Source organism: Aggregatibacter segnis ATCC 33393, assembly GCF_900476035.1.
Classification (GTDB): Bacteria; Pseudomonadota; Gammaproteobacteria; order Enterobacterales; family Pasteurellaceae; genus Aggregatibacter; species Aggregatibacter segnis.
Genome location: NZ_LS483443.1, coordinates 1,176,360 through 1,188,542, shown reverse-complemented (window position 1 = coordinate 1,188,542; position 12,183 = coordinate 1,176,360). Strand labels below are relative to the sequence as shown.

Genomic DNA, 12,183 nt, shown 5'->3' with positions numbered 1-12,183 from the left:
CTATGGCACTCTTAGATATTCGCAATCTTCGCATTGATATCCAAACTCCAAATGGGTTAATTCGTATTGTCGATAATGTCAGTTTTACAATTGATGAAGGGGAAATTTGCGGCTTAGTCGGTGAATCCGGTTCGGGCAAAAGCCTCATTGCTAAAGTTATCTGTAATGCCTTTAAAGATTCTTGGATTGTTACCGCTGATCGTTTCCGTTTTAATGATGTTGAATTGCTAAAACTCACACCGGCACAACGTCGTAAACTTGTGGGTAAAGAAATTTCAATGGTGTTCCAAGACCCGTTAACCTGTCTTGATCCTAGCCAGAAAATTGGTAAACAACTCATCCAAAGTATCCCGGGATGGACATTTAAAGGTCGTTGGTGGCAACGTTTATTTAATTGGAAAAAACGTCGCGCCATTGAGTTACTGCACCGCGTCGGAATCAAAGAACACAAAGATATCATGCGCAGTTACCCTCATGAATTAACGGAAGGAGAAGGGCAAAAAGTCATGATTGCCATTGCCGTGGCAAACCAACCTCGTTTGTTGATTGCCGATGAACCGGCAAATTCAGTGGAGTCGATTACAAAAGTGCAAATATTCCGTCTGCTTTCAAGTATGAATCAAAACCAAGGTACATCCATTTTACTTGCCAGTAATGACATCAACACTATCAGCGAATGGTGTGATTCGTTTATTGTGCTGTATTGCGGACAGAATGCGGAATCCGGCCCTAAAGAGAATATTTTAGAAACCCCACATCACCCCTATACTCAAGCCTTGTTGCATTCCATTCCGGATTTCACCCAACCTTTGCCTTTTAAAGGTCAGCTTGGCACCCTCAAAGGTTCGGTTCCTCTACTGGAACAAATGCCGATTGGCTGTCGTCTTGGCCCGCGTTGTCCATTTGCGCAGAAAAAATGTATCGTAAAACCAACCGCACTTCGTATTAAACAGCATGAATTTTTCTGCCATTTCCCAATCAATTTACGGGAAAAGAAAATCAAAGAAAAAGAATTGATTCAACCGCTCACTTTAAGCTCCGATCAAGAATAAAGGAAAGAAAATGCCATTATTACAAGTGGAAGATCTCACAAAATCATTTAAAAATACGCTCGGTCTGCTTAACCCCGGTCATTTTCGCGCAGTAGAAGAAATCAGTTTTTCCCTCGAAGCGGGCAAAACATTGGCGATTATCGGACGTAATGGCTCAGGAAAATCTACCCTGGCAAAAATGATCGTAGGCATCACCGAACCCACTTCAGGCAAAATCCTATTCAAAGATAAACCACTCACTTTCGGTGATTACAACTATCGCTCCAAACATATCCGCATGGTGTTTCAGGATCCGAATACGGCGTTTAATCCACGTCTCAATGTAGGGCAAATTCTTGATACCCCCTTGTTATTAGCCACCCATCTAAACGAGCAAGAACGAAATCAGAAAATTTTTAACATTTTGAAATTAGTGGGAATGCATCCTGATCATGCCAACATCAAAATTAATACGCTTTCCGTGAGCCAAAAACAGCGTATTGCCCTTGCTCGAGCGTTAATTTTAGATCCACAAATTATCATTATTGATGATGCGGTCGGGTCATTAGATACCACGGTCAAAACCCAACTGACTAATTTAATGCTCGAGTTACAAAACAAACTGGGACTTGCCTATATTTATGTTGGTCAGCATTTGGGGATTATTAAGCATATTGCCGATGAAATTTTAGTGATGGAAGACGGCGTGATGATTGAATATGGTGAGACACGTTCAATTTTCACCGATCCACAAACGGATATTACTAAACGACTAATCGAAAGCCATTTTGGTAAAATTTTGGATGACTCTTCTTGGGAGAAATACCAAGACTAAAAAATCCAATGCCTTCAATAAGAAAAAGTGCGGTAGGTAATTGCGATAAAAATTTTCATTAAATCAATTCAAGTCGAATTAACTTAGAGGGAAGAAAAAGAAGGTGGCTGGGGTACTAGGATTCGAACCTAGGGATGCCGAGATCAAAACCCGGTGCCTTACCGCTTGGCGATACCCCAATAGATTTTTATTAGAAGTAGAAACTGAGAATAGTATGGCTGGGGTACTAGGATTCGAACCTAGGGATGCCGAGATCAAAACCCGGTGCCTTACCGCTTGGCGATACCCCAACTACTATATTGATATCAATGAAATAAATGGTGCGGGACGAGGGACTTGAACCCACACACCTCGCGGCGCCGGAACCTAAATCCGGTGCGTCTACCAATTTCGCCAGTCCCGCAAATATGGTGGCTATGACGGGATTCGAACCTGTGACCCCAACATTATGAGTGTTGTGCTCTAACCAACTGAGCTACATAGCCATTTATTTGCAATCATCTCATTGACTTTGCGGGGCGTATTATGCGGATATTGCCCCTACTCGTCAACCATTTTTTTGGGAAAATAAATAAAATTAGATCATTCGGATAGAGATTAAACAAATCGCGTTAATTTTACTCAACGCTTAGTTTACTCCTCACTCAACCTAAATGATTTTTAGTCACTCCGACACTCAAAAATATTCTTTTTGAGGACCGCTCTTTTCTCTTGAAGATTTATTCTTCAATTAAACGGCGCAATAAACTGCCGTCAAACAACGCACGTTTCACTAAGGCGAAAGCCCCTATCACATCTTCATTGCTAAGCTCTGATGCGACTAATGGCGTATTTTGGACAAACGCCGGCAAGGCATGACTTTCCAAGGTGCGACGAATTGCGGCAAATAAGACATTTTTGGCTTGGGTTATTTCACCGGAAATCACGATTTTTTCCGGATTAAACATATTGACGCTCATTGCCAACACACGCCCGATTTGTGTACCAACGTGTTCAATTAACTCTGTGGCTACCGCATCTTGCTTATTGCTGGCTTTGCAAATTGCCTCAATGTCATGGGCTTCCAAAGAAAGCCATTTACTTTGGTAACCGTCTTCCAATAACTCTGACATTTTATTTTCAATCGCTGAATTACTCACAACGGTTTCTAAGCAGCCCACATTGCCACACATACAACGTTTTCCTAACGGATCCACCTGAATATGCCCAATTTCGCCCACATTCTTTTTATAGCCGGAAAAGAGTTCGTGATTAATCACAATTCCCGCACCAACACCGCGATGAATACGCAATAGCAACGAATCGTAACAATCTTTCGTGACACCAAAATAGTGCTCCGCAAGAGCTAAACTACGCACATCATGCCCGATATAGGTAGGTAAATTGAAACGTTCGGCAACGTGATTTGCCAAGTCCCAAGGCGTGCTTAAGTCAAAGTGCGGAACCTGTTCAATCATGTTGCTTTTAACATCCACAAAACCAGGAACAGTGATACCGATAGCAATAAACTCACTGCTACGTTTTTGATTTTCTTGAATAAATTCATCCAAGCGTTGAAATAAAAACTGTTCAAATGCTTGTGGTGTTGGGTAATTCTCAAGCGTAAAAACGGATTTATTCACTAATTTGGCGGACAAATCCATAATGGCTAACGTTAAATGCTCACGTCCAATGCCCACTAAAATAGAACGAAAATGTTTATGTTCCGCCACAATCGAGGTTGCACGACGCCCACCGGTAGATTCTTGTTGTTCTACTTCTTTAATTAAACCGCGAGCAAGTAAATGACGGGTGATTTTAGTCACACTTGCCGGAGCAAGTTGGCTTATTTCAGAGATTTGAATACGGGAAATAGGACCTTGCTGATCGATGAGCTTATACACCACCGCACTATTCATTTGTTTTACTAGATCAACGTTCGCGATTTGAGGACTTTCTCGCATTTTTTTCTCCCGTAAAAGTAAATTGACTGATTTTAAACGGCATTTAAATACATTCGGAACGGCTATTCATCGTCCATTCCCAAGGCTTTAGAAAAGGTTTGCAGACCCACCGCATTACCGTTTTTCACCATGGTTTGCATGGCTTTTGTCGGCGAATGGATCAATTTATTCATTAATTTATAACTTAATTCTTGTAGTACTTGTTCCGCCTCTTCGCCTTGTTGTAAGGAAGCTATCGCTTTTTCCAGCAAATCCTGACGAGTAAGCTCCGCCTCTTCACGATAACGACGGATCAAATTAGAAAACTGATGGACTTTCAACCACGCAAAGAAATCCGCGCATTCCGCCTGAATAATTTCCTTTGCCTGCGCAGAGGCTTGTTCCCGTTGGTTTAAATTATGTTGAATGATATTTTGTAAATCATCTACCGTATAGTGATAAACACTGTCTAATTCCGCCGCACTTTCTTCAATGTCACGCGGTACGGCAATATCCACCAACAACATCGGACGATAGCGGCGCATGATTTGCGCCTTTTCAACCATGTTGCGGCTCATCAGAATATGCGGGCTGCCGGTAGAGCTAATCACAATATCCGCTTGATTTAAGCCCTGCTGTAACTGTTCTAACGGCAGGATTTGAATATTCGCCGTTGTATCCAATTTCTCCACGAGGGCTTCTGCGCGGGCTAAAGTGCGGTTGGAAATCACCATGTTTTTTACACCGTGACGCAATAAATGACGACAAACCAATTCAATGGTTTCCCCTGCGCCCACTAATAAAATGGTTAATTCGCTCAGCGATTCAAAAATTTGGCGCGCTAAACTGCAAGCAGCGTATGCCACAGATACCGCACTTTCACCAATATTGGTTTCTGTACGCACGCGTTTTGCCGTGGAAAATGTTTTTTGAAATAAACGGGATAATTCGCCGGAAATAGCTTGCTGTTCTTGTTGATAGTGCTGCTCGCTCATTTGATAAGCTTGCTTCACTTGTCCCAAAATTTGTGGCTCGCCTAAAATCAATGAATCCAAGCCACACGCCACTTCCATTAAGTGATTGACGGCAGGCAGGTTTTCATAAGTGTAAAGGCAACGCTGAAGCTCGGCTAAGTCCAGTTGATGAATTTCAGCGAACCATTGTACAGCTTGGCGAATCCAATGTTGCGTTTCTTGTGGCGGGACGGTTTTATTGTGCAGGTAAACTTCAGTTCGGTTACAAGTGGATAAAATCACTGCACTTTCGGCTAATTCAATTTGCCGAATATGACGCAAAGCAAAAGCACGTTTTTCGTCAGAAAAAGCAACTTTTTCCCGTAAGGCAACAGAGGCGGTTTTGTGATTAATACCAAGAACTAAAATCGTCATAAAAAATACATGAAAAATCACCGCACTTTATTATGTTGACACAACAAATACGGCAACATTTATCCCACTAAAATATAAAAAATAGACATAAAAACGGGCTATATTCTAGCTGAATTGCCCATGTTTGGGCAAATTAGCGCAAGAAAAAAGCCATTAATCTGCAATTTTATTGCGAAGCATCAAATTTCTAAAACGTATCTTTTGCTTGGCGTAATTGGGTAAATTGCGCCAAGTTAGTTGCCGTTAAAAACGGATTAATGTGTTTTTCCAAGCCTATCGTGGTGGGTAGACTTGGTTTATTTTCAGCCCGTAATTGCGCCACCAAAACACGATGATTTTCCACCGCACTTTTGTTTGCCCAAATGTTTTGCACAAACGCCAAATTGCTTAACGTATATTCATGCCCCGGGCAAACGATGGTGTCGTCAGGCAACGCTGCAAAACGCTGCATGGTAGCGAACATTTGCGCATAATCACCGGTAAACACCCGTCCGCAGCCGGCGGAGAATAACGCATCACCGCAAAACAAATGCCCATCCACCCAATAACTCACATGCTGCGCCGTATGCCCGCCACTGGGCAATACTTGAATTCGATAATGTTCGGTGATAAGGTCGCCTTCATTAATCACCTGCGTCAGCCCACAAGCAGCACACTCTGCCGGACCATAAATCGGTACTTGTGGGAAACGTTGCTTGAACGCCGCAACACCGTTCGTGTGATCCGCATGGTTGTGCGTGAGCAACAACGCATCAACGGAGAGATGTTGTTCTTCCAACAAGTGAAACAGCTTGTCGGTTTCAGGCAAATCAACGATGAGCAACGGTAAATTTTCCCGTGCATAAAGCCAAATATAATTATCGTTTAACGCAGGAATCGGAATTAACATAGAACCTCGGAGTTACCATGATGTGGCGTGCTAAATATGAAAAGTCACTGGCGATGCCCACCGGTTGGCAACAACTGCCAAATGGGCGCGCTTATTGTAACGCATTAAACGCTTATTTTGCCCCTTGGTTTACAAAAATTTGTGGTTATCAGATTCTGAAAATTGGCGGACTTAGCGCAGAAATCCAATGTGATTTGCCCTTGCGCCACCAAATTAGCCTCAGCGAAAAAATAGCGGAAAATTTGACCGTACTTTTAGACGATCATCATTCAGTTGTACAAGCCAAGCTCACCGAACTCCCCTTTATTCAACAGCAGTTGGATGCTTGTGTGTTGGCCAACACGCTGAATTTTGTCCAAGATCCCCATCAAGTGTTGCGAGAAACTCACCGCGTTCTCAATGATGACGGCTATTTATTTCTCAGTCTGTTTAATCCGCTTAACGGCCTATTTTTTAAATCAAAAATGGGAGACTTCCCCGCGCGTCATTATTGCATTTGGCGGATCATCGATTGGTTGGAATTACTCAACTTTGATATTTTGGAACAGCGGAATTTGGCGCTATCCCATCAAACCGCCGGTTGGTTTGCCCCGCTGACGGTTATCGTGACGCAAAAACGCACCTACCCGTTGACGCTTAATCCGCAAAAAGTGCGGTCAAAAATCCCGGCGTTTTTACAACCGGCAGAAGCGTTGAAACAAGCCGAAGATCTTTAGTCTTTGAAGAAAAAAATAACGGTCAGAAATAAATCTATTTCTGACCGTTCACATTCATAGCGAAGAAAAAATTAATCTTCTTTACCTAAAATCTGGTTAATCTCGCTTTTATATAATACTGCTTTAGCACCATAAACCGCTTGAACGCCACCACCGACTTCCAACACTTCAACGGCACCTAACGCTTTTAAGCGTGGTTTATCCACTAATTTGACATCTTTCACCGCCACCCGCAAACGAGTAATGCAAGCATCCACGTTCTCAATATTTTCTGCACTACCTAGGGCTCTGATGATCTCGTGGGCGTTTTCCGTTAAAGAAGAGGTTTGTTGTTCCACGCTCTCTTCTTGCTCTTCTGCACGTCCCGGAGTCATCACATTAAATTGGGTAATTAAGAAACGGAAGCTGAAATAATATAGCGCCGCCCAACATACGCCGACCCAAATCACATTAAACCAGTTGGTATTTTCATTGCCTTGTAAGATCCCAAATAACAGGAAGTCAATAAATCCGCCGGAGAACGTGTTACCGATGGAAATATTCAAAATGTCGGCAATGTAGAAGGAAACGCCGTCTAAAAAGGCGTGGAAAACATACAACCAAGGTGCAACGAATAAGAACATAAATTCAATAGGCTCGGTGATTCCTGTAATAAAAGAGGTCAACGCTGCACCAAGGAATAACCCGCCAATGGCTTTACGGCGCGCTTTCGGCACACAGTGATACATCGCCAAACAAGCTGCCGGCAAGCCGAACATCATGGTGTCAAAACGGCCGGCGAAGAAACGTGTACCTTCGGTAAATAAACCTTGGTGATTCGGATCCGCCAATTGGGCAAAGAAGATTTTTTGTGCGCCGATAATGGTTTCACCATTCACGATTTCCGTACCGCCTAATTCGGTGTACCAAAATAACGGATAAATCATGTGGTGTAAGCCTACTGCACCACATAAGCGCATGAGGAAGCCATAAAAGAATGTTCCGATTGCGCCCATAGAAGCAATATGTTCACCGGCAGACAACAACCAATTTTGAAATGTCGGCCAAATTAAAAAGAAGATGGCGCCGACAAAAATCGCCGCAAAGGAGGTGACAATCGGTACAAAACGTGAACCGCCGAAGAAGCCTAAAATTTGAGGCAATTGAATATTATGATATTTATTGTGCAGTTTGACGGTAATCAAGCCCATCACCAAAGCACCGATCACCCCTGTATCAATTCCTTTGGTTTCCGGTGAGAACAGCGGAATCAATGCTGCAATCGTACCGGTCATGATCAAATAGCCGACGGTTGCCGCCAACGCCGCAACCCCTTTATCCCGTTTGGCTAAACCAATGCCCAAACCGATACAAAGCAATAATGCCAAATTGCCGAACACCACCGAACCGGCTGCCGACATGATCTGAAACACACCTTGCAAAACAGAATGATCCAATAATGGATAGGCTTGCACGGTGGCTTTATTGGACAATGCGCCCCCAATCCCTAGTAACAAACCGGCTGCAGGTAAAATGGCAATCGGCAACATAAATGCCTTACCAACCTGTTGAAGCTGTTTAAACATACGTTTTCTCCTTAATTTACGACATGGTTTATGCCCCAAATACCACACTTACCAGATCTGGTGTTTTCCCTTCAAAGGCAAAGTGCTTTGTGGAATATTACTTCAATACGTCAGTAAAAAATATGATGAAGATCGCATTTTAAAAAGAAAACCTGTTTTCTGATTAACACACTGATTTTAGATAAAAAAATCGGCACCTCAGTGCCGATAATGTTTATTTATTCTTGCATGTTATGCCGCAATTTCACGAATATCTTCGGTTGAAGCATTATTCATCACGGATTCCACGCCTTTTTGTGCGGCGGCCTGTGAGGAATAATATTGGCTACGACCGATTTCTTGATGGTTAGCCGCTTTCAACACGAAATACGGTTGATCGCTTTTTGTCGTGCGAAATTCAAAATTTTTCTCATCAACGCCATTTTTCTGCACGGAGGCAATGCCGTTTTGCGCAGAGGCTTTGGTTTTGTAAAGCTCGCTGGTTAAGATCACTTGTCCGTTAGTAGCAATCAAATTGAACATAAATTGACCGTCTTTCGCGACTTTTAATTCATAATGTCCTTGTGCCATGTTTATTCCTCCTAGGGTTCATTCAATGGTCTGAAACGTCTACATTTAATTTGGTTAAAAAAGAAATGTTAGACGCTGCTAAATGTATAAAAAAAGCTTTTCTATAGCAACAGCCAAAGGTGAGAATATGCTAGAATGCGCCCCGATTTTATAGAACAGCAAATCTAACAGAGAGCAAATTATGGCAGGTATTTATCCGCTGAATGGTCGCCTTCAACATTATGTGTGGGGCGGTGAACGTTATATTCCTCATTTATTGCATATTGATAAAACTGAATCTCACTATGCCGAATACTGGCTTGGCGCTCACCCATCGGCACCGTCACAGGTTATTGGCACAAAAGAGGAAATATCATTAGACGATTTTTTACACCAAAATCCCACCGCACTTGGACAACAAAGCCGCCAATTATTTGGGGATAATTTGCCTTATTTGCTGAAAGTTTTAGATGTTGCCAATCCGCTTTCCATTCAGTTACACCCAACCAAAGAACAAGCTAAAATCGGCTTCGCGCAAGAAAATGTAGTAGGCATTCCGTTAAATGATCCGAAGCGCACCTATAAGGACGATAACCATAAGCCGGAAATGATGATTGCTTTGTCCGATTTTTGGCTTTTACATGGTTTTAAAACCAAAGCCCAAATTCTCGATACGTTACGTCAACGCCCGTCACTTGCGGATCTGGCAACAAAATTAGCCTCGCAAGATTTAGCGGATTTTTACGCAGACATTATGTTGGCAACACAAGATCAATTAGCACAATGGCTCTTGCCGATTATTGATAGCCAACAGAAGGCTTACGAGCAAAATCAGCTTGCCATGCAGGATCCAGACTACTGGATGCTTTACACATTACACGCCATGCAGATTTCCCTCGACAAGTTAGATGCAGGTTTAATGAGTTTCTACTTGTTCAACATTGTTAATTTGCAGGTCGGCGAAGGTATTTTCCAAGCAGCTGGTGTGCCACATGCTTATTTACGCGGACAAAATATTGAACTAATGGCCTGTTCCGACAACGTCATTCGTGGCGGTCTAACGCCAAAACACGTTGATATCGAACAATTACTAAAAATCATTGATTGCAGTGAAATCGTCCCTCAAATTATCGCGCCGGCGCCTAAAAATCAGGTTTACACCTACCCCACGCCCATTGCCGATTTTGCCTTGAGCAATATGCCTTACGCAAAAAACACCGAGATTTCCGACCGCACTTTAAACGGCACGATTCTCTTAGTGATGGCGGGCGAAATCACATTGGAAGCCGCACAACAAAAACTCACGTTGAAACAAGGGCAAGCGGCGTTTATTGAAGCAGATACAGACTATCGCGTACATGGCATGCAAGAAGGTTATGCCGTGCTCGCCGGGCTGCCGCTTTAAATTTAGTTACACTTTCCCCTCACCCATTTACGGAAGAGGGGAAAAATTCATATTTTCTTGGCGATTCAAGAAAAAAATACATCAAAAATAGGAACATTATGACCGAACAAACTTTTATTCCCGGCAAAGATGCCGCCCTTGAGGAAAGTATTGAAAAATTTCAACAAAAACTGACCGCACTTGGCTTTAACATTGAAGAAGCCTCGTGGTTAAATCCCGTGCCAAACGTGTGGTCGGTACATGTTCGCGACAAAGACTGTCCGCAATGTTTCACCAACGGCAAGGGCGCCAGTAAAAAAGCGGCATTAGCTTCCGCATTGGGCGAATATTTTGAGCGTCTTTCCACCAACTATTTCTGGACGGATTTCTATTTAGGGCAAGACATTGCCAACAGCGATTTTGTGCACTATCCAAACGAAAAATGGTTCCCGATTGAAGACGAGGCGTTGTTGCCTCAAGGCATTTTAGACGATCATTTATTTGAACATTTCGATCCGAATCAGGAGCTGACACCTGAACTTTTGGTGGATTTACAATCAGGCAACTATGAGCGAGGTATTGTCGCGCTGCCTTATGTACGCCAATCAGATCAACAGATGGTGTATATTCCGCAAAATATTATCTCTAACCTCTATGTTTCCAATGGCATGTCCGCTGGCAACAGCCAATTTGAAGCGCGCGTGCAGGGATTGTCCGAAGTGTTTGAGCGCTATGTGAAAAATAAAATCATCGCCGAAGCGATCAGCCTGCCGTTAATTCCGCAGGAAGTGATGGCTCATTATCCTTCCATTCAAGCCTCTATCGACAAACTGGAACAGGAAGGTTTCCCGATTTTGGCGTATGACGCCTCTCTTGGCGGCAAATATCCGGTGATTTGTGTCATTTTGCTCAACCCGACCAATGGCACGTGTTTTGCCTCTTTCGGGGCACACCCAAAATTCCAAGTGGCATTAGAGCGCACCGTCACGGAATTATTACAAGGTCGTAGCCTAAAAGAGTTAGACGTTTTCGCCCCGCCGTCATTCAATAACGATGATGTGGCCGAACACGCCAATTTGGAAACCCACTTCATTGATTCTAGCGGTTTAATTTCTTGGGATTTATTCAAAGACACTCCGGATTACGAGTTCGCCGATTGGAACTTCTCCGGCAAAGATACCCATGAAGAATATGATAACCTCATGACGATTCTCCGCGAGGAAAGCAAAGAGGTTTACATCATGGACTATAACCACTTAGGTGTTTACGCCTGCCGCATCATCGTGCCGGGCATGTCCGATATTTATCCGGCAGACGACTTAATTTACGCCAACAGCAACATGGGCATGGACTGGCGTGAAATCCTGTTGGATTTACCGCACTTTCACCACGACCAAGAAACCTATCAAGAACTGCTGGGGGAACTGGATGAACAAGGCATTGACGATGCCACCCGCGTACGCGAATTTATCGGCATCGTGGCACCGAAAGCCAGCGGCTGGACAACCTTGCGCATCGGCGAATTAAAATCCATGCTTTATCTCGCGTTAGGCGACTTGGCCATGGCATTAGACTGGGCGAACTGGACATATAACATGAACAGCTCCGTGTTCACCGCCGAACGCGCCAACTATTATCGTTGCTTAATCAGCAGCCTTGAATTGTTTATGGATGAACACCGCGATCCGCAACAATATCGTTCGGTGTTCGAGAAAATGTACGGCAAAGACGCGGTAGCATTTGCGTGGGGCGCGATTCAAGGTGGAAATCCGTTCTATAATTTGCCTGCTAGCGATGAAACCCTTGCCAATTTCGATGAGCATCAAAAATTACTGGCTGCCTACGCCAAATTACAAAAAGCAAAACGCGAAAATTGGTCATAAAGTGCGGTCATTTTTCAAAAT

Annotated in this window: 10 protein-coding genes and 4 tRNA genes; 5 read left to right on the top strand and 9 right to left on the bottom strand. The window is 43.3% G+C overall.

What is annotated here, in order from left to right; genetic code table 11:
* The first annotated feature begins 2 nt into the window (after window positions 1–2).
* A complete protein-coding gene (locus DQN58_RS05885; RefSeq protein WP_006717693.1) occupies window positions 3–1,052 on the top strand; it encodes a peptide ABC transporter ATP-binding protein in 1,050 nt (349 codons plus the stop codon).
* A gap of 10 nt (window positions 1,053–1,062) precedes the next feature.
* Window positions 1,063–1,866 (top strand): peptide ABC transporter ATP-binding protein, encoded by an 804-nt coding sequence (locus DQN58_RS05880; protein ID WP_006717691.1) that lies wholly within the window; start codon window positions 1,063–1,065, stop codon window positions 1,864–1,866.
* A 104-nt stretch (window positions 1,867–1,970) separates the two neighbouring features.
* On the opposite strand, the gene DQN58_RS05875 is transcribed toward DQN58_RS05880, so the two are convergent.
* From DQN58_RS05875 to gloB, 7 genes are all read right to left on the bottom strand, one after another.
* Window positions 1,971–2,045 (bottom strand) — tRNA-Gln (locus DQN58_RS05875).
* Between the two features lie 36 nt (window positions 2,046–2,081).
* Window positions 2,082–2,156, bottom strand: a tRNA-Gln gene (locus DQN58_RS05870).
* A gap of 28 nt (window positions 2,157–2,184) precedes the next feature.
* Window positions 2,185–2,269: transfer RNA gene (locus DQN58_RS05865), tRNA-Leu, on the bottom strand.
* A 5-nt stretch (window positions 2,270–2,274) separates the two neighbouring features.
* A tRNA-Met gene (locus DQN58_RS05860) sits at window positions 2,275–2,351 on the bottom strand.
* 234 nt (window positions 2,352–2,585) lie between these two features.
* Window positions 2,586–3,809: an ROK family protein gene (locus DQN58_RS05855; protein ID WP_006717689.1), complete on the bottom strand. Its 1,224-nt coding sequence runs from the start codon at window positions 3,807–3,809 to the stop codon at window positions 2,586–2,588.
* Between the two features lie 62 nt (window positions 3,810–3,871).
* Window positions 3,872–5,176, bottom strand: a complete 1,305-nt coding sequence (hemA, locus tag DQN58_RS05850; RefSeq protein ID WP_006717687.1) for a glutamyl-tRNA reductase — start codon at window positions 5,174–5,176, stop codon at window positions 3,872–3,874.
* A gap of 187 nt (window positions 5,177–5,363) precedes the next feature.
* Window positions 5,364–6,065, bottom strand: coding sequence for a hydroxyacylglutathione hydrolase (gloB, locus tag DQN58_RS05845; protein ID WP_006717685.1), 702 nt, complete (start codon window positions 6,063–6,065; stop codon window positions 5,364–5,366).
* Between the two features lie 20 nt (window positions 6,066–6,085).
* Between gloB and DQN58_RS05840 the strand changes: the two genes are divergently transcribed.
* Complete coding sequence (locus DQN58_RS05840; RefSeq protein ID WP_032998110.1) at window positions 6,086–6,781, top strand: class I SAM-dependent methyltransferase; 696 nt, start codon at window positions 6,086–6,088, stop codon at window positions 6,779–6,781.
* Between the two features lie 71 nt (window positions 6,782–6,852).
* On the opposite strand, the gene DQN58_RS05835 is transcribed toward DQN58_RS05840, so the two are convergent.
* Window positions 6,853–8,346: a PTS transporter subunit EIIC gene (locus DQN58_RS05835; protein ID WP_006717682.1), complete on the bottom strand. Its 1,494-nt coding sequence runs from the start codon at window positions 8,344–8,346 to the stop codon at window positions 6,853–6,855.
* A gap of 231 nt (window positions 8,347–8,577) precedes the next feature.
* The gene (locus tag DQN58_RS05830; protein WP_006717680.1) at window positions 8,578–8,916 is read right to left on the bottom strand and encodes a YegP family protein; all 339 of its coding nucleotides are present in this window, start codon (window positions 8,914–8,916) and stop codon (window positions 8,578–8,580) included.
* Window positions 8,917–9,097: 181 nt separating this feature from the next.
* Between DQN58_RS05830 and manA the strand changes: the two genes are divergently transcribed.
* Together manA and ycaO are read left to right on the top strand one after the other, a co-directional pair.
* Entirely contained in the window at window positions 9,098–10,300 is a 1,203-nt protein-coding gene (manA, locus tag DQN58_RS05825) for a mannose-6-phosphate isomerase, class I (protein ID WP_006717678.1), read from the top strand.
* 98 nt (window positions 10,301–10,398) lie between these two features.
* Window positions 10,399–12,162 carry a 30S ribosomal protein S12 methylthiotransferase accessory factor YcaO gene (gene ycaO / locus DQN58_RS05820; RefSeq protein WP_006717675.1) on the top strand — a complete coding sequence of 588 codons (1,764 nt, stop codon included), beginning with the start codon at window positions 10,399–10,401 and terminating at the stop codon, window positions 12,160–12,162.
* Window positions 12,163–12,183: the final 21 nt, after the last annotated feature.

Bases quoted from the DNA above. Each gene is read 5' to 3' on its own strand.
- hemA (WP_006717687.1), bottom strand. From the start codon at position 5,176: ATGACGATTTTAGTTCTTGGTATTAATCACAAAACCGCCTCTGTTGCC.
- DQN58_RS05840 (WP_032998110.1), top strand. From the start codon at position 6,086: ATGTGGCGTGCTAAATATGAAAAGTCACTGGCGATGCCCACCGGTTGG.
- DQN58_RS05885 (WP_006717693.1), top strand. From the start codon at position 3: ATGGCACTCTTAGATATTCGCAATCTTCGCATTGATATCCAAACTCCA.
- DQN58_RS05835 (WP_006717682.1), bottom strand. From the start codon at position 8,346: ATGTTTAAACAGCTTCAACAGGTTGGTAAGGCATTTATGTTGCCGATT.
- gloB (WP_006717685.1), bottom strand. From the start codon at position 6,065: ATGTTAATTCCGATTCCTGCGTTAAACGATAATTATATTTGGCTTTAT.
- DQN58_RS05855 (WP_006717689.1), bottom strand. From the start codon at position 3,809: ATGCGAGAAAGTCCTCAAATCGCGAACGTTGATCTAGTAAAACAAATG.
- ycaO (WP_006717675.1), top strand. From the start codon at position 10,399: ATGACCGAACAAACTTTTATTCCCGGCAAAGATGCCGCCCTTGAGGAA.
- DQN58_RS05880 (WP_006717691.1), top strand. From the start codon at position 1,063: ATGCCATTATTACAAGTGGAAGATCTCACAAAATCATTTAAAAATACG.
- manA (WP_006717678.1), top strand. From the start codon at position 9,098: ATGGCAGGTATTTATCCGCTGAATGGTCGCCTTCAACATTATGTGTGG.
- DQN58_RS05830 (WP_006717680.1), bottom strand. From the start codon at position 8,916: ATGGCACAAGGACATTATGAATTAAAAGTCGCGAAAGACGGTCAATTT.